The sequence below is a fragment of the uncultured Butyricimonas sp. genome, assembly GCF_959596855.1.
Classification (GTDB): domain Bacteria; phylum Bacteroidota; class Bacteroidia; order Bacteroidales; family Marinifilaceae; genus Butyricimonas; species Butyricimonas muris.
Genome location: NZ_CAUFYA010000023.1, coordinates 22183 through 40797 on the forward strand (window position 1 = coordinate 22183; position 18615 = coordinate 40797).

The 18615-nt window shown below is 42.5% G+C and carries 12 protein-coding genes; 5 read left to right on the forward strand and 7 right to left on the reverse strand.

The annotated features are described in order from the left end of the window. Positions 1-11: 11 nt before the first annotated feature. The 6 genes from Q5866_RS11145 to alaS form a co-directional block, all read right to left on the reverse strand. Positions 12-698 (reverse strand): response regulator transcription factor, encoded by a 687-nt coding sequence (locus Q5866_RS11145; RefSeq protein WP_099290841.1) that lies wholly within the window; start codon positions 696-698, stop codon positions 12-14. A 10-nt stretch (positions 699-708) separates the two neighbouring features. Then, positions 709-2316: a sensor histidine kinase KdpD gene (locus tag Q5866_RS11150; protein ID WP_255301885.1), complete on the reverse strand. Its 1608-nt coding sequence runs from the start codon at positions 2314-2316 to the stop codon at positions 709-711. Between the two features lie 154 nt (positions 2317-2470). Then, the gene (locus Q5866_RS11155) at positions 2471-3154 is read right to left on the reverse strand and encodes a hypothetical protein (protein ID WP_099290842.1); all 684 of its coding nucleotides are present in this window, start codon (positions 3152-3154) and stop codon (positions 2471-2473) included. Between the two features lie 142 nt (positions 3155-3296). Continuing rightward, entirely contained in the window at positions 3297-4598 is a 1302-nt protein-coding gene (locus Q5866_RS11160; protein WP_303180275.1) for a redoxin family protein, read from the reverse strand. Between the two features lie 121 nt (positions 4599-4719). Further along, the gene (locus Q5866_RS11165; RefSeq protein WP_099290844.1) at positions 4720-6441 is read right to left on the reverse strand and encodes a tetratricopeptide repeat protein; all 1722 of its coding nucleotides are present in this window, start codon (positions 6439-6441) and stop codon (positions 4720-4722) included. Between the two features lie 116 nt (positions 6442-6557). Then, a complete protein-coding gene (alaS, locus tag Q5866_RS11170) occupies positions 6558-9185 on the reverse strand; it encodes an alanine--tRNA ligase (RefSeq protein WP_303180277.1) in 2628 nt (875 codons plus the stop codon). A gap of 161 nt (positions 9186-9346) precedes the next feature. On the opposite strand from alaS, the gene Q5866_RS11175 reads away from it, so the two are divergent. The 5 genes from Q5866_RS11175 (at position 9347) to Q5866_RS11195 (ending at position 15238) form a co-directional block, all read left to right on the forward strand. Continuing rightward, on the forward strand, positions 9347-10315 hold the full coding sequence (locus Q5866_RS11175; RefSeq protein WP_303180279.1) for a M23 family metallopeptidase: 969 nt from the start codon (positions 9347-9349) through the stop codon (positions 10313-10315). A gap of 101 nt (positions 10316-10416) precedes the next feature. Next, positions 10417-10752: a MerR family transcriptional regulator gene (locus Q5866_RS11180; RefSeq protein WP_218014302.1), complete on the forward strand. Its 336-nt coding sequence runs from the start codon at positions 10417-10419 to the stop codon at positions 10750-10752. Between the two features lie 66 nt (positions 10753-10818). Then, positions 10819-11604 carry a Nif3-like dinuclear metal center hexameric protein gene (locus Q5866_RS11185; RefSeq protein ID WP_303180281.1) on the forward strand — a complete coding sequence of 262 codons (786 nt, stop codon included), beginning with the start codon at positions 10819-10821 and terminating at the stop codon, positions 11602-11604. Between the two features lie 3 nt (positions 11605-11607). Then, complete coding sequence (locus Q5866_RS11190) at positions 11608-12450, forward strand: zinc ribbon domain-containing protein (RefSeq protein ID WP_099290848.1); 843 nt, start codon at positions 11608-11610, stop codon at positions 12448-12450. Between the two features lie 166 nt (positions 12451-12616). Then, positions 12617-15238: a valine--tRNA ligase gene (locus Q5866_RS11195; RefSeq protein WP_303180283.1), complete on the forward strand. Its 2622-nt coding sequence runs from the start codon at positions 12617-12619 to the stop codon at positions 15236-15238. 75 nt (positions 15239-15313) lie between these two features. On the opposite strand, the gene Q5866_RS11200 is transcribed toward Q5866_RS11195, so the two are convergent. Then, entirely contained in the window at positions 15314-18604 is a 3291-nt protein-coding gene (locus tag Q5866_RS11200; RefSeq protein ID WP_303180285.1) for a hypothetical protein, read from the reverse strand. Positions 18605-18615: the final 11 nt, after the last annotated feature.

An 18615-nucleotide genomic window follows, 5' to 3' on the forward strand; every position in this document is an offset into this window, starting at 1 on the left:
TCAATTACCGGCTATTCAAGAATCAGACGGAATCCGGAACCATGCACGTTCTCGATCTTAATGGATGAGTCGTCTTTAAAATACTTTCTCAATTTCGTCACGTACACATCCATACTACGAGCCGTGAAATAATCGCTGGCACCCCAGATTTCATTCAAAGCCTTGTCCCGTTGCAACAGACCATCCTTGTGATAGTACAACAATTCCAACAACCGGGATTCTTTCGGAGTCAATTTAATCACTTCATCCCCTTTCGTGATCGTGCGCAATTCCGTGTTGAACAGATAAGCTCCCAACTCGATCATTTTCGGTTTAACCTCCGTATCCTCGTGTTCGCAACGGCTAAGGATTGCTTTGATTTTAAAAATCAACAATTCGGAATCAAAGGGTTTTATAATATAGTCATCCGCTCCAATCTCGTATCCCTGCTTCATATCATCTTTCATACTCTTTGCCGTGATATAAACAAAGGGCACGGTTACATCCAGTTCTCTGATTTTTTTCCCTAATGTAAAACCATCCATCTCGGGCATCATGACATCCAAAAGACACAAATCGAACTTCTCTTTGCGAAATGCCTCGAATCCATCCACCCCGTTCGTGCAATGCACTACATCATAATCGGATAATTCCAGATAGGATTTCAATACTGATCCGAAACAAGGATCGTCTTCTACTAAAAGTATTTTATGTCCCATATATTCAATTTTAATTTTCCATTTTAAAAATAATCTCTACCAAAGTACCTTTATTTTTTTTCGAGGTCAAGTGAATCTCACCCCCGTGCAATTCCACGATCGATCTGGCGTAACTCAACCCCAACCCGAATCCCTTTACATTATGCACGTTACCGCTCGGCACGCGATAGAATCGCTTAAACACCTTATCCTGAGCCTCTTTCGGTATCCCGATTCCGGTATCCCGAACTCCGATGATAAAACGATTCCCCTCCCGCTTCGTAAATATATATATATTCAACGAATCATGCGAATATTTTATCGCATTATCTACCAGATTACATACCACGTTGAGCATATGTACCTCGTCGGCTTGCATCACGTATCCTTCCGGATCAAGGTCAGCTTTGATAACTCCGCCCCGTTCTTCTACCTGCAAACGGAAATGCTCAACCGTTTCATCCACCAGCACGTTCAGATTTACATTCACTTTCTTCAAATGTACTTCCCGACGATCAAGTTTAGCCTGCAACAGAATACGCTCCACGTACTTGTTCATACGTTCATTCTCGTTCCGGATCATCGAGTTGAATTTCAGCAATTGGTTTTTATCGTTTAGCACCTTTTCTTTCTCGATAGCAGCCGTTGCCAAAGAAATCGTGGCTAACGGTGTCTTAAACTCGTGTGTCATGTTATTAATAAAGTCATTCTTGATCACGGAAAGCTTCTGTTGCCTCATAATCACGACGATCGTTATAATAAACACGGACATCAAACCGATAATACAAAAACCGGAAGCAATGAACATCCACCCGATATTATTATAGAAGAGCGAATCTTTCGTGTCGAACATGATACACAAGTTAGCGTCTTTCTTGATTTGATCATTCGGGAAAAGATCCGTGTAATAGAACCCCTTCTTGCCGTGTTCCTTGATATATTTCAGCAATTCCTCGCCTTTCATCACCTTCCATTTGAAATGATTCTTTATTCCCGTGCTCGCCATCTCATCTTTCAAATAGATATCCAAATCCACCCCCTCAAGCCGTTTGGCTACATCGGCATTATGCGGATCTTCCTCTTTCATATAACGGATCACCACTTTCCGAATCATATCCGACAAACGCTGTCCGTCCAATGAATCTGTCTGTTGTTTTACCTCTTCCTCTTCCGATTTTATCAACTGATGCGGAAAACTCCTGTCCGTGGCTTCCCTTATCGTTCTGGAGATTTCTTGAAGATATCTTGAATACCCCTCTAAAGGATCCTGATACCCGACACTCATATGCCTTATCGTCACCTGTCCGTTCGCCTGCTGCATCTCAAACGAAAGACTCGCAGAATTTGTTCGCAAGCGCTGCTCTTTTCCTTTTTCCAAAGAATCCAACATCTGGTCTGTGGCCGCAATCTGTTCCTCCAGAATATTGTATTGTTCTTTGACCTCCTGATAAAGTTTTCGTTCACTGACCTGATCCACTAAACTGACAGCTTTACCTAACACGTCATACACTTTCGAGGTAAAACGTGCTTCTCCTTCCCGCATACTGTATTTCATCCAAATCCACTGCACGCTTACCACAGCAATAAAAGCAATAAGCATGACAATAGACAGTATCCTGATAATAATTTTTTTAATCATAAGCTGACATATACAATTAGCGAAGTTAGTGTTTTTTATGTCATCATGCAACGCCTGACACAAAAAATTAAAAAGAGGTACCCGGGTAGGTACCTCTAAAAAACAACTAAGTAATAAAAACGGGAAAATAAAAACCAATTAATGGTTTTATACTTTATTGCAATTTGGTTTCCAATACTTTATAAATATTGCTTTCTTTATTTTCGATCTTCATTTTCTTGAAAAGACGCTTTTGCAACGCTAAACTATCTTGTAACTCATCTTTAAGCAAGAACAAAGACAATTCTTTACCGGGATTCGCTTCAATCAATTGTTTCGTCCAATTAGCACGTTGTCTCAGGAAACGTTGTTTCTGTAACTGGTGGATACCCAACATCACCTCGTCATCCTTCGACAGCTTCTCTTTCTTGCTGATCTTCTCTATCAACCGATCTACTTTTCCAAGATCCTTTCCGTATCTCTCTTTATATTGCTTTTTCAGGTCATCGTACTCGTCCATCAAGCCGGAACCTTTAGCTTCAATCTGATCCGGGAACTTTATTTTTCCTTGAATCCAAATCATATCCTTGGTGTCCAGTATAGCTTCAACCGTGGTTTTCCCATCAATATCCACCCATACCCTACCCGGGATTTGGAATTGCTCTGTCCTCAAATCAATCTTTCCATCCGTAACATCCTGCTCGGCTAAAATAGTCAACCCGGGTTCTCCCGGCATTTCTGCCAATAACTTAACCTTCCCTTTTAATCCTTCAACCTCACCTCGCACTTTTACCGTATTACTGTCACAAGCACCCAGTAAAAATGTCACAAGCACTAAAAATAAACCAATTCTTTTCATACTAACTAAATTTTATACACCATTTGTGACCATAGCCACAAGTGTAAATTTCATCTGTTATTATACTTGCTCTAATAATTAACCTAACATTACAGCAAATAAATTTACCTGCCGTAAACATCGACAAATATACAAAAATAAATTATAACCCAATATTCTGCAAAAGTAATTTCATCGATCCTGAAGGTTTTGACGCATCAGCATCGGTAATCCTGCCGTCCGGGTTGATTAATATGAATCTGGGAGAATTGGTTATCATGTAAGAACGATAAAAATCAGGATCTTTTAACAGGAAATGTTCACCCGGAATATTTTTTACACGCGAAAATGCTTCCTCATCCGTGGCAAATGTCAGGAACCGTATATTTTTTTCTTTATATTCTTCAACAAGTTCTTTCCACGCTGTTGTTTCTTTTTCTTCCCCCATCGTACCGAAACTTGGCGTCAAGACACAAATATAAAGATATTTCCCGCGCATGTCCTTCAACTGCACGTCCTTGCCCGAAGCATCGGTTAAAAGGACATTCGGTGCTGTTGCCCCGGCGGACAATTTTCTCCAACGATCAACCAACTGACGAACTTTTACCAATTTACTGGTATCGGAGACCTCGTTCCAACATACCGAAAGCAAGTAATCAGAATCTTTCAATCCGTTTTGGGCAAAATAGACATACACCACCTCCGATAACAAGAAATCCCGTACTTTAAGATTCGTCACGTTGTTTAAAATATAATTCACGAGCCTTCTGCCACTCATGTTTTTCCCTTTGTAATAATAGAAATAATTCATCAGGAATTGTCTATAAAAAGGGAACGACAACAGTTCCTCGTTGTTAAAATCAAAACCGGTAATAAAATCCGTGAATGCGATTCCCGGTTCATATTTCACGGAGTCAGGCACTTGATGCATACTCGGATATCCCACGGCCTGCAACGCTATCTTATATCTTATTCTTTCTCTTTCCTTGTTCGTGAAATCATCACCAAGATTTTTGGCTTCCAGCAAAAGAATATTCATGTTAAGCATGTCCTGCATTCGCTGTATAAATTCTTCTTCTCCCAACTGATATACTTCATAAGGAAGATAAGACATCGTTCGCCCCTGCTCTCTCAAGTAATTATTAATCGCGCTCAACGTTCCCTTAAATTGCGGAGACACGGTATTACGAACAATATTCACTTCCAAGTCTTCTCCCGGGGAAAGATACACGTCAAAAGAGTTAGGTCTGTATACTCTTGCATAGACACCTTTTTCCAGTGGTATTTTACCGGAAAAAAAGTATTTATTGTCCAACTTGAACTCGTACGACGTCCCGTTCACATCAAAAGATATGACAGAATCACAAGTCATTCCGGTTTCGACACGCCCCGATACCTGTACACTTTTATTATGGACGCATGCAGCCAGAAGAACAATAAATAATATACCTACAAAACTCCTCATGCTCAATCACGTTAACTTTTGGAGTACAAAGATATGCATTCAAAACAAAAGTATGTGTTAAAGAAAAGGTAAATAAAAAAGGCGACCGAAGGGTCGCCTTTTTAGATATATTAACAATCGCTTATTTTACGATAGAAGTAAAATCACTGTTTTCGAAATATTTAGCGAACTCCATATCGGTAGCAGCTAATTGTTTGAATGAAGCGTCCATAGCGCATGCTTTGCTCAGATTACTCATTACAGCGTTAGCGTCATTGGTTCTCGCACCAATTACAGCTTTCAAGTAATAAGACATCGGGCATTCTTTGCTCTCTGCATTCAATTTCTTCAAAGCCTCGTTATTATTTCCGGCAAGTACGTTAGCCAAAGCGGCATTCACGCAATTGCATTTTCCGAAATAATTTACAGCCGCAGCGTAGTCACCACTCTTGATAGCGATGATACCTTTGTTGTAGTCAACTTCCGGACCGACACCGGTAGCGGCACCGAAATAAACTTCAGCTTGTTTCAAATCACCATTCTTCAAGGCCACTGCACCCAAGTTGTTTTGTACAACGGGATTGTTAGCTGACAAAGAATTAGCTTTATTGAAGTTTGCTTGAGCCTCTGCAACATTACCCATTTCGAATTGAACCATACCGGCGTCGTTGAAACCTCTCCAATCACTCGGGAATTGTTTCATGCAAGCCTGATAGATAGCCAATTTATCATTGTTATTATCAAACAAAGTAGCGGAATAAAGCAATTCGTCAACATTCAATTCAGCAGGATTGGATTTAGCCAATGCTTTCAACTCGTCGTCTGATTTACCAATCAATTCGGTATTTACCACGAACAAAGATCTTCTCAATTTCGGAAGGATTTGATCAGCCACAACGGCAAACACAGAAGCGATGTTCTTGATTTCTCTTTCTCTCACTTCAGGATCCGAATGCATTTCCAATACGCGAAGGATCAATTCTTTATCTTGGATATTTGATTCTTCCATAGCTTTCTTGAATCCGTCCCAGTCTTCAGCAACCACAAATTTCTTGAAGAAATTCTCGTCTTTGTATTGCTCAACTTTACCTTTTCTCATTTGTTTTTTCAAGAAATCGGAAGAACCGGCTTCACGTTTGTTGGCCAATTTATCATTCCAGTCGTAAGAACCGTCGGGTGAAGCGTATGATCTGATATCAATACCATTCAAGTTCATGTTTTCTTTAGAAGCAGCTTCTTTAATATATGCTTCCAACTTCTTCATTTCTTCAGAAGTCATTTGTTTTGAACGGATATTAGCTGAATTAATCAAATAATAAATAGCAGCTTCTTCTTGTTGTTTGATAATTCTTTGGAATTTATCTTCACCGATAGTAGTAGCCGGAGCGTTAACAACCAGCATTTCGGTAGCAATCACACCGTCACCGATCTTTCTCGGCTCGAATTTCACCACTTTAGCGCCTTTAGATCCGGTAATATCAATCTCCAAATCAGAAAGTCTCATCGCATCCTCAAAAGGAACACGGCTTACATAAGTAATCGTCTTTCCTGCTTCGTAAGGAATAACCTCTGCATTTCCCTGAACTTTCTCTCCTTGGATGGCTTTCATCTCGTAAGCTTTCTCTCCACCTTTAAATCTTAACACGGGAGTAGCCTCGATAGCCACTTTCTTGTTAAAATATTTAGCAGGGAATGTCACGTCGATTTTCAAATCTACCATTCCACCTTTAGCCACTAATGTTTCCGGAGTTACAGAGTACGAAATTTCTCCTGCACGCTTCTTCATCTTGTTTAATGAAGAACAGGAAACAGTTATTAACCCAGACAAGGCAACAACAGCAACCAGACCTAATGTTCTTTTCATAATGATTTCTTAATTTTATTTGTAATACTCAAATTAGTTCACATGTTTTTTCACAAAACAAATGTATAAAAATTTATCTATATACGAAATCCTTCGCACAAATTTTGTACCAAACTCTAATTAATTTTGTCCAAAATTAATTTTTCTGCTCTTTCAAGTGCGCGAGACACCCCATTCGGGTCAGATCCCCCTGCTGTAGCGAAGAATGGTTGACCACCGCCGCCACCTTTGATTTCCACCGCCGCATCTTTCACGATCTGTCCGGCATGCAATCCATAATCCTCCACTAAAGTATCGTTAATCATCACTGTCAAGTGAGGTTTTCCGTTAAATACTCCTCCTAACACGAGTACCAGATTATCCAACTCACCCTTTAACTGGAACGCAACATCTTTTGCCGCCGCCGGAGCCATACCGACCGTCCTCACGATCATGTTGATATCCCGAATCACGCGCTTTTCATTCTTCAACGCTTCCTTGAGTATTTTCAAACTCTCTTGAGTGAATTTCTCCACGTCCTTTTTCAGTCCCTCGTTCTCGTCCATCAATTCCTTGATATTCTCCAATATTCCGCGATTGGATTTGAACATGCTATCCATTTGTTTCAGCATCTTGAACGTGTTCAGTATATAACTTTCCGCTTTAGCCGCGGTAATTGCCTCTATACGACGAACTCCGGCAGACACTGAACTTTCGGACATGATCTTAAAGAAACCGATCTGTCCCGTGGCATGGGCATGTGTACCTCCACACAATTCCACAGATTCCCCAAATTTCACCACACGTACCAGATCGCCATACTTCTCTCCGAATATTGCCATCGCCCCCATTTTCTTTGCCTGACCGATCGGAATTGCCCGACTCTCCTCCAACGGATAGTTTTTCCGTATTTCCTCGTTCACGATAGCTGCCACTTTGTCCAACTCCTCGTCTGTCACTTTCTGGAAATGCGAAAAGTCAAAACGCAGATACTCGTCGCTCACGAACGATCCTTTCTGTTCCACGTGAGTTCCCAACACTTTTCTCAAAGCATAATGCAACAAATGCGTGGATGTATGATTATTCTCCGTGGCAACCCGTTTATCCAAATCGACCTTGGCAGTAAAAACCTGAGTCAGGTCTTCCGGTAAACGATCGGTGAGATGCACCGTCAACCCGTTTTCTTTCTGCGTATCCAGAATATTTATCTTTTCCGTTTCGGAAATCAACCAACCGCGATCACCTACCTGTCCCCCGCTCTCTCCATAGAAAGGTGTTATATTGAATATCAACTGATAAAACGCCTTCCCTTTCGTACTCACCCGGCGATAGCGTGTAATCTGTACTTCCGTTTCCGTGTAATCATATCCCACGAACTCCTGCGTGTCGTCTGAAATCAACTCCACCCAATCATCCGTATTCACAGCCGCAGCTGAACGCGAACGCTCTTTCTGCGCCTCCATTTCCGCCTTAAACTCCCTGCGATTCACCACCAGCCCGTGTTCTTTCAGAATTAATTCGGTCAAATCCAACGGGAATCCGTAAGTATCGTACAACTCGAAAGCCACGTTACCCGGCACGGTCAAATAATCCTCCGCCTTGGTTTTCTCTATAATCTTATCCAACAACTTGATACCCTTATCCAAGGTGCGCAAGAATGCATTTTCCTCTTCTTGAATCACACGCTCGATCAGTACCCGTTGTGACACTAATTCGGGGAAATGCAGTCCCATTACTTCAATCAGCATCGGCACCAATTTATACATGAAAGCATCTTTCTGATCCAAGAAAGTATACGCATAGCGTACGGCTCTCCGCAAAATACGACGGATCACATATCCGGCTTTCACGTTCGAGGGCAACTGCCCGTCCGTGATAGAAAAAGCTATCGTACGCAAGTGGTCGGCAATCACGCGCATAGCCACGTCCGCCGCACTGTCCTTTCCGTATTCTTTGCCGCTCAACCGGGCTATCTCCCCGATAATCGGGGTAAATACATCGGTATCGTAATTGGACGTTTTCCCTTGTACCGCCATGCACAAACGTTCGAAGCCCATCCCCGTATCCACGTGATGGCTCGGCAAGTTCTCCAGACTGCCATCCGCTTTCCGGTTATACTGCATAAACACAAGATTCCATATCTCGATCACCAAAGGATTATCCTTGTTAACCAAGTCACGTCCCGGCTTAATCTTGCGTTCTTCGTCAGGGCGCAAATCAATATGTATCTCGGAACAGGGACCGCAGGGTCCCATTTCCCCCATTTCCCAGAAATTATCTTTTTTATTCCCGTACAATATTTGTTCCTTGGGCAAATACTGCAACCAATACTCCAAGGCTTCATTATCCGCGTCAAGATGATCCTCCTTGTTCCCCTCGAAAACCGTGGCGTACAATCGGTTTTTATCCAACTTCATCTCTTCCGTCAGAAACTCCCACGCATAAGCTATTGCCTCTTTCTTGAAATAATCCCCGAATGACCAGTTCCCCAACATCTCGAACATCGTGTGATGATAAGTATCATGCCCGACCTCTTCCAAATCGTTATGTTTTCCCGACACCCGCAGACATTTCTGCGAATCCGCCACCCGAGTCGCTTTCGGACGAACATTACCTAATATAATATCCTTGAACTGGTTCATTCCGGCATTCGTGAACATCAACGTGGGATCCCCCTTGATGACCATCGGTGCCGAAGGTACTATCGTATGTGATTTCTTCTCAAAAAAATCTAAAAATCTCTGTCTGATCTCTGCCGACTTCATACACTCAATATTTAGTAAATCCACCATTAAACAACGAATGTTACTTCTCACATTCAAACGGAAATATCATGTAATCATATTGATTGCCTGATTTCCCAAGTTGCAAAATTAGATTTTTTCTTTAACTTTGCATCGGAAATACTATTTTTTATTGAGTAACTATGCGAAAAGCAGGGTATCATTTTAATTCGGACACACTATCTTTTGATAAAATAGAATCAACTCTAAGGAAAAAAACTTGGCGGTTGTTCAAAAAATTCTTCTCCAGCTTCTCGTTGGCCATCGTCATGCTATACCTCGTGTATGCATTCATTGATTCCCCGAAAGAGAAACAGTTAAAACGCAAATACGAAGAAGTTCTTACCCAATACAGCCTTCTCAGCAACAAGGTAGAATACCTTGACAATGTTCTGAAAGACATGGAATCAAGAGATGACAATATCTATCGGGTGATTTTCGAGACGGAACCGATACCGTCCACCATCAGGCGCGCCGGCTCAGGTGGAGTGGACCAATACGAACATCTGAAACATCTGGATAACTCCGATCTGATTATCGGGACAGCTAAAAAAATCGACGAACTATCCAAAGCCATTTTTGTCCAGAGCAAATCTTTTGATGCCATCGAAAATCTGGCTAAAAACAAAATAGAAATGCTGGCATCCATTCCAGCAATCTTACCCGTGTCATTAAAAGAAGCTCATCAGGTAAGCTCCTCATATGGCTACAGGATGCACCCTATATACAAAACGATGAAATTTCACGCCGGCATGGATTTCACAGGAGCCATAGGCACACCGATCTATGCCACGGGGAACGGCCTTGTCGTGGAAAGCCAGTTTGACAAAGGGTACGGTCGTCACGTTATCATTGATCATGGTTTCAGCTACAAAACGATGTACGCCCACCTTGAAAAAATTGTCGTGAAGAAAGGACAAACAGTCAAAAGAGGGGATGTCATCGGTTACCTCGGTAATTCCGGACTCTCCACGGGACCTCATTTACATTACGAAGTCCGGAAAAACGAAAAACCCGTAGATCCTATCAATTTCTACTTCAACGACCTCTCCCCTGACGAGTTCGAAAAGTTAGTAGAGATAGCGAACAACACGGGACAAAGCATGGACTAACAAATTGTAGATTTACGATTTTAGATTTAAAGATTGTATAACACTGGTATTGAAATCTGAAAATAATCTCATTTTCAACTTTCAATTTTCAACCTTCAATTATTATGGTGGAAGAAGAAGCATTAAAACTGTATTACTCTATCGGAGAAGTAGCCGAGATGTTTGGGGTTAATACTTCCCTCATCCGGTTTTGGGAAAAAGAGTTTGATGTAATCAAACCCCACAAGACCAAAAAAGGGAACCGCCAGTTCACGAAAGCAGATATAGACAACTTTCATCTGATCTACCACCTCGTGAAGGAAAAAGGAATGACGCTGAAAGGCGCGCAACAACAGTTGAAAAACCGCAAAGAAGAAACCGAGCTTCATTTCGAAGTCGTGAAACGGCTGAAAAACATAAAAGAAGAACTGTTATCTATCAAAAATCAACTGCCATAATAATTTTAGATTTATGATTTTAGATTTATGAATTTCACAAGCTAATATCATAAAAACAGCAAGACCATGTACATTAAAGAAATTATTGCGCTAATAGAAGAATATGCCCCGCTAAAATTCCAAGCGAGTTTTGATAACTCCGGGTTACTTTGTGGAGATCCCGAACGGGAATTAACTTCCGTGCTTTTATGCATTGACGTAACAGAGGAAGTCGTGAACGAGGCCATTACCCACGGTCACAACTTAATCATCTCGCACCACCCGCTTATCTTCAGCGGGTTGAAACACATTACACCTGCCACGTACGTGGAACGCTGCGTTATCTCCGCTATCAAACATGACATCACGATCTACGCCGCCCACACGAACATGGATGTCGTTGCCAATGGTGTCAGCGGGCGCATGGCAGATAAATTACACTTGCATAACAGGCAAATATTACAACCGGAAGGCGACCTCTCGGAAGGCAACGGCTTCGGCATTATCGGGGAACTTGAAACTCCGGTCGAAAGCATGGCATTTCTCCGACAAGTGAAAGCAACATTCCACTGTGACAGGCTACGCTACACGCGACCTCACACACCCTCTATCCGTAAAGTTGCTGTTTGTGGCGGAGCCGGAGCCTCTTTTTTCAACCGGGCTCTAGCGAATGCCGCGGATATCTATATCTCCGGTGATTTCAAATATCATGATTTCTTTCTCACGGAAAACCGGATTATGATAGCAGACATAGGACATTATGAAAGCGAACAATTCACAAAAGAGATATTTTATGAGATACTTACAAAAAAAATATCTACATTTGCGGTTCAGTTTTCAGAGATTAATACAAATCCGATTAAGTATTTATAATATATGGTGACGAATAACAATGAGAAAATGCAAGAACTGACAGTTGAAGAAAAACTGCAGAACCTGTATGAATTACAACGAATTGACACCGAGATCGATAAAATCAAAACTCTTCGAGGAGAATTACCTTTGGAAGTTCAAGACCTTGAAGATGAGATCGCGGGGCTAGAAACACGTATCGAAAACTTGAAGGCTGAATTAAGCGAACTTGATAAAACGACTTCCACGAGGAAGCAAGAAATCAAGAAAGCAGAAGAAGCGATAAAAAAATATAGCGAGCAACTCGACAACGTACGTAACAACCGTGAATACGATGCGTTGAGCAAGGAAATCGAATTCCAGAAACTCGAAATCGAATTACAAGAAAAAAGAATCCGTGAAGCGACCAAAGCCAAAGCGGAAAAAGACGCGTTAATGGAAGAATCCAAAAAGCGTTACGAGGATAAAGTTTCCGACCTCGAAGCCAAGAAAAACGAGTTGAACGACATTATCAACGAAACACACAAGGACGAGGAATCCTTACAAATAAAATCCGAACAATTGGCTGCAACTATCGACGATCGTCTATTGACCGCTTATCGTCGTATTCGTTCCAACGCGCGCAACGGTCTGGCTGTTGTAACCGTGGATCGTGACGCTTGCGGCGGATGTTTCAACAAAATTCCACCACAAAGACAATTGGATATCCGTTCCCGGAAGAAAATTATCGTCTGTGAATACTGTGGTCGTATCCTCATCGATAAATACATCTGTGACTACGACGGCTCGCAACAAAAAGCAGACCTTGACGCTCTCCTTGATGCACAAAAGAAAAAAGGACGAAGAATTAGAAAATCAGAAGAATAAATAAAAGTCAAAGGTCCATAAGGTCCATAAAGTCCATAAGGTCAACAATTGACACGAGGGCATAAACCTATAAACATTGACTTTACGGACATTATAGACTTTACGGACCAAAGGGGCTTTTTGAAAAGCCCCTTTTTACGAATCTAAAATTTTAATTTAAAACAAAATGATTCCAACAAACTACGATCCGCGAAAAAGCGAAGAGAAATGGTATCAATACTGGATGGAACATCGTTTTTTCCATTCCGTTGTTGATAAAAAGAGAACTCCGTATTGTATTGTTATTCCCCCGCCTAACGTCACGGGCGTCCTGCACATGGGACACATGTTGAACAACACGATACAGGATGTACTCGTCAGACGGGCTCGCTTGCAAGGAAAGAACGCTTGTTGGGTTCCCGGAACAGACCATGCCTCTATCGCCACGGAAGCCAAAGTGGTTGCCAAATTGAAAAGCGAAGGCATAGAGAAACGGGACCTTACCCGGGAAGAATTTTTGAAACATGCTTGGGCATGGACAGAAAAACACGGGGGAATCATCCTTGAACAATTGAAACGCCTCGGTGCCTCTTGCGATTGGGACAGAACCTGCTTCACGATGGATGAAATCCGTTCGGAAAGCGTGATTCGCGTATTTGTAGACCTTTACAACAAAGGATTGATCTACCGGGGTATCCGAATGGTGAATTGGGACCCGTCAGCCAAAACAGCCGTGTCTGATGAAGAAGTAATCTACAAAGAGGAACACAGCAAACTGTATTACCTCCGCTACAAAATAGAAGGCTCGGACAACGAGTACATCACCATTGCCACCACCCGACCGGAAACCATTCTCGGGGATAGCGCCGTGTGCGTGAACCCGAACGACGAGCGTTTCCGCCATCTGGCAGGTAAAAAATGTATCGTGCCGCTCGTGAATCGTGTCATCCCGATTATCCAAGACGAGTACGTGGATATGGAATTCGGTACCGGTGCGTTGAAAATCACACCCGCCCACGATATTAACGACTATGAAATCGGTTTCAAGCATCATCTTGAATCCATCGATATTTTCAACGACGACGGGACACTGAACGAGAACGCCCAACTTTTCGTGGGCAAAGATCGTTTTGTCGTGCGTCAGGAAATCATCCCGGCATTGGAACAAGCAGGTAATCTGGTAAAAATCGAGGACTACAATAATAAAGTAGGCTACTCCGAACGTACCAACGTGGTTATCGAGCCGAAGCTCTCCATGCAATGGTTCCTGAAAATGAAAGATTTGGCTCAACCGGCATTAGACGCCGTGATGAACGACGACATTCGTTTGACACCATCGAAATTCAAGAACACCTATCGTTACTGGATGGAGAACGTGAAAGACTGGTGCATCAGCCGTCAATTATGGTGGGGGCACCAGATTCCGGTGTACTATCTGCCGGATAGCAACGATTACGTGGTAGCCAATACTAGAGAAGAAGCGGCAAAACTGGTAAGAGAAAAATTCGGGAAAGACATCCCCACCGAGCAATTGCGTCAAGATGAAGACTGTCTTGATACTTGGTTCTCCTCGTGGTTATGGCCGATCTCCGTCTTCAACGGCATATTGGAGCCGGACAACGAGGACATCAATTACTATTACCCGACCACGGATCTAGTTTCAGCACCGGATATTCTTTTCTTCTGGATGGCACGCATGATCATGGCGGGTTACGAGTACAGACACGAGAAACCATTCGGGAATCTTTACCTGACAGGTATCGTACGCGACAAATTGCATCGCAAAATGTCCAAATCACTCGGTAATTCTCCCGACCCTCTTGACCTCATCAATCAATACGGGGCAGACGGCGTACGGGTAGGTATGCTTTTATGCGCACCCGCCGGTGGTGATTTATTATTTGACGAGAGTCTGCCGGAGCAAGGACGCAATTTCACGACGAAAGTGTGGAACGCCTTCCGTCTGGTAAGCAACTGGAAAGTAGCGGACATCGAACAACCGCAACATTCCAAGCTGGCACTCGATTGGTTTGAACAATACCTTAACAAGTGTAAGGAAACATTGAACAACCAATTCGACCAGTATCGCTTATCGGAAGCTCTAATGACGGTATATACCGGATTTCGCGACGAGTTCTCATCTTGGTTGTTGGAAATCATCAAACCGGGATTCGAACAACCCATTGACCGGACAACTTACGAGAAGACTATTTATCTCTTCGAAGAGATGTTGCAATTACTCCATCCCTTCATGCCGTTTATCACGGAAGAAATATGGCAAAACTTACGGGAACGCAAAGAAGGCGAGAGCATCATGATTTCCGTGCAACCTCAACCCGGCAGCTATGATGAAAACTTCCTGAGCGAATTTGAAAACACCAAAGAAGTTATCGCGGGTATCCGTACCATCCGCAAACAAAATAACGTTGCTTTCAAAGATACCATCTCGTTAAGAGTAAAAAGCAACGACCGCTACCCGCTACGCTTCGAAAGCGTAATCATTAAAATGGGTAACATCAGCGACGTTGAAATGGTGAACGAAACCGTCAAAGGCGCATGGAGTTTTATCAGCAACACCGTTGAATACTTCATCCCCGCCGTGGGCGAAGTAGACACGGAAGAAAAAAGAGCCAAACTGGAAGCCGATCTGGCTTACGCCCAAGGGTTCCTCGCTTCCGTCATGAAGAAACTGAATAACGAAAAATTCATGAGCGGTGCCCCCGCACAAGTCATCGAAAACGAACGCAAAAAACAAGCTGACGCCGAAGCCAAAATCAAAGCTATCGAGCAACAGTTAGCTGAATTATAATTCTCGAACAAATAACACGAGGCTGCCCATTCATCATTTTGAGCAGCCTCGCTTTATTTCATTGTTTGTCTTCTATTACTCCACCCTCACCCACTTCACGGCATCCGCCACGAAACCCTCACCTATTGCTGATGGTGTTCCATCATCTATCGTTCTATCACTCAAAGTCACCTTTGCCTCTTTAGAAAGATCGAACACACCTAAAGATACCCAAGTCGCCTGTTCATGCTCACTTGGGGTGATCGTAACGTCATATTCATTTTCGCCATCGGAAACCGTGTAATAACGAACCTTCCCCGCCGTATTTTGCCCATATCCCCCCTCGAATAACTCCGCATAGTAAAAGAAGACTTCATATTTCCCCTCTTGGGGCAAGACAATATTCCATTCCACTTTTTGCTTCCCGGTTCCGGGTATCTTGTATAATGCACTTCGGATAGGAAACCCGTAAAACCTTTCGCCTATTGTCGGGCACCACGCGTCTATCCCCTTGAAATATTTATAATACTTCTCATCACTTTTCTCCTTTCGGAATAAAGAAGTAATAAAATTATCCTTTGCCTTCACGATCTTGAAACCGGGATCCTCGTTATCCACGATGATTTCATTCCCCTTCGTGAAAAACAAGGAAGTATCCACACTGAAAACCCCGGTTGTAGTGTCCACATCCTCTTCCTTCATTTCAACAATCTTCAATTCTGTTCTATCGGGAAGATTCATTGCCAAAGGCATATCCAGATAAAAACCACGAGTAGCATAGACCATATTCTTTTCAGAACGAACACAGATTTCCCTACCTTCCCGGGGAGGAATAACCCACATCTTATCTTCATCTGACATAACAATTCCAGCCACCTCTCCCTTGTTAAATACCTTGAATTTGTACAACCCATACATACCGTCATCCGTTCGTTTGACTTTTACCACCCGGGCATCCTGTATCTCGAACAAAGGTAACCGGTTTGCCGTGTACCAGCCTCGAACCAACGAGTCCAACGGGTACCCGAACGTTTGGTAAAACTGTTGAAAGAACTCTTCCACGGCAACCTCTTTGAATAAATGCTTTGCCAAAAAATCAACATAAAATTGCTGGAATTGCTTCTCTCCCACCTCCATCTTGATTCTGGTGTACAATTCCTTACTTTTTCGTTCAATGATGCTAGCAAGTATTTCCGGTGATAACATTTTGTCTATCAAAGCCTCTTCCAAACTATGGCTACTCAAATATTTCATCGTCGGATAAGCTGCATAGGAACCATCCGCGAAAGCTTCCGCGATCGTGTAAAATCGAGCACGAGCCACTTGCCCCAAAACATCATGTATAATCGGACATTCCCGGGAGAAAATAAACGCGGTCTTTCCAAGGAGCTGTGGCATTATATCACAACCTCCATCTAATATTGGTTTGACATCGTTACTCAATGTAGCGGGAATCATGCTTTCACCAATGACATCTTCCTCATTTGAAGACCTTTTTAACCTTTCCTTAAAAAATCCGTCCATATAAAATCCCTTTTCCGGGAAAAATACCATTCCTCCCTGCACTCGTTCCCCCGCCAACTGCATAATCCCGGGAAAACTGTAAAAATTACAAGGAACCTCCACCAAGGTAAACCAACGGTACGGGTATTGCTGCACCGGGTCATAAACATTACTCTCGGCAAAACGTTTCGCCTTAAATTTAGCAGTTTGAATACACCCGTTCATTTCGAAATCGTTCGTTTTCAAATACATCAATTGATCTACTAAATCTTTCTCCGGAAAATCCGTATAATTCCCCAAAAGATAATCGTGCCCGAGTAAACAATAAAGCGTCATGCAAGTAGAATCCACCATGATCTCCCGTTTCTCGTAATTTCCCAAGCACAAGCTAATTCCCGGCATATCGTGATGAAAAGTAAATATCGTTTCTCCTCCCCTCTCTTCAATCATGTTTCCCTGAGAAATAGCAACCAAGCGAGAATCATGTTCCACCTTTAACGAGTATCTCGTGAAATTCACATCCCGTACTCCCGTCGCCCCATACGGTGGCACACAAACCGGATACCAAATACATTCCGGGGTAAGTAACTTGTACTCTTTTCCACAAAAAGCAGGTGCATACCCAAAACGATATATCCCGAAGCTATTCACCGACGAGGAATAATATTTCTCCCGATCAGTATCCATGAAACATATATCGTTTTCAATCCCTCCCTCGTAACGCATAGATATCTCAATCTTTTCTCCGGGATTCAACTTTTTCTCCGGGAGAATAGCTTGACGCTCCCTCTGGAAAGCAATAGCCTCCCCGTCTATTTCAAATGATACCACCTTCAAACCCGGATTCAAATATATCACAAGCGGAATGGTCTCAAGGGAACTATTCACTACAGACATCCGACTCGTCACCGAGATACCACCCCCTAAATCTTTTGTGTATAAATCATTCCGTACAACTCTTGCAGCCGGGGTATTCCCGTATTCCTCGTACACCGCTTTATACACATTCCTGTTATCCTCAGTCCTTCCATGTCGATACACATATACAAACGCCAAACTTCCCGCAACAAGAAAAACAACACAAGCGACACTGAAATTTCTTTTAAACACATACAAGCAATTAGGTATCCTAGGGTAAGGAATAATTGATAACACCAAACAACCTAATCCTACCACCAAGATAAAGCCTCTTTGTAATAGATAATTCTCTATCCCCACGTGTCCCGTGAAATCGGAAAACATATTGGGAATATTCCGGGCAAAAGGATCAAACAAACCGTTTAGCCACCCCGCCCCCCAGTACGAGAGTATTCCCAACGCCACAAATAAAATCAACATACTCAACGCTTGCTGACGAACAAGCCGTGTCACGAGGTAAGAAATCCCGAGGAAAAATATCACCGTCGGCAGATTAAGTGTCACCCAATAAAACAAATAAACAGACAAATCAAAAGACTGTGGATAGAAAGCAAAGTTTATCAAAATCGAGATCGCAAACACCAAGAAATTCACTATGGTAAAAAGAAATAACTTCCCCAAGAAATTTCCCAATACAATCTCCTCGTTATTCAACGACCGGACATGTAACGGCTCCATACCGCTAAACTTGAATATTCTTAAATCATTGGCAACGAACCCAACCACAAGAAACAACAGGACAATATTAAAAAAATAAGCCGTCTTATAAACTATCGACGAAGGCAAAGCCTGCGAGAGCCAATCCACGGAAAAACTAAACAAACTTTTTATTCCACCGGACAAGGGAGTAAACTGACAAATAACAATTCCGACAATAGCCAAAATGACCAAGATTCGAAAAAGGATATTCCTACGAGCACTCTTGAACCCGTACACGGCTTCGGTAAAAATGTTACTTTTGTTCATGATATACTTCC

What these genes read in the sequence shown, in the direction of transcription:
- Q5866_RS11145 (WP_099290841.1), bottom strand. Translation starts at nt 698, where the DNA reads ATGGGACATAAAATACTTTTAGTAGAAGACGATCCTTGTTTCGGATCA.
- Q5866_RS11150 (WP_255301885.1), bottom strand. Translation starts at nt 2,316, where the DNA reads ATGATTAAAAAAATTATTATCAGGATACTGTCTATTGTCATGCTTATT.
- Q5866_RS11155 (WP_099290842.1), bottom strand. Translation starts at nt 3,154, where the DNA reads ATGAAAAGAATTGGTTTATTTTTAGTGCTTGTGACATTTTTACTGGGT.
- Q5866_RS11160 (WP_303180275.1), bottom strand. Translation starts at nt 4,598, where the DNA reads ATGAGGAGTTTTGTAGGTATATTATTTATTGTTCTTCTGGCTGCATGC.
- Q5866_RS11165 (WP_099290844.1), bottom strand. Translation starts at nt 6,441, where the DNA reads ATGAAAAGAACATTAGGTCTGGTTGCTGTTGTTGCCTTGTCTGGGTTA.
- alaS (WP_303180277.1), bottom strand. Translation starts at nt 9,185, where the DNA reads ATGAAGTCGGCAGAGATCAGACAGAGATTTTTAGATTTTTTTGAGAAG.
- Q5866_RS11175 (WP_303180279.1), top strand. Translation starts at nt 9,347, where the DNA reads ATGCGAAAAGCAGGGTATCATTTTAATTCGGACACACTATCTTTTGAT.
- Q5866_RS11185 (WP_303180281.1), top strand. Translation starts at nt 10,819, where the DNA reads ATGTACATTAAAGAAATTATTGCGCTAATAGAAGAATATGCCCCGCTA.
- Q5866_RS11190 (WP_099290848.1), top strand. Translation starts at nt 11,608, where the DNA reads ATGGTGACGAATAACAATGAGAAAATGCAAGAACTGACAGTTGAAGAA.
- Q5866_RS11195 (WP_303180283.1), top strand. Translation starts at nt 12,617, where the DNA reads ATGATTCCAACAAACTACGATCCGCGAAAAAGCGAAGAGAAATGGTAT.
- Q5866_RS11200 (WP_303180285.1), bottom strand. Translation starts at nt 18,604, where the DNA reads ATGAACAAAAGTAACATTTTTACCGAAGCCGTGTACGGGTTCAAGAGT.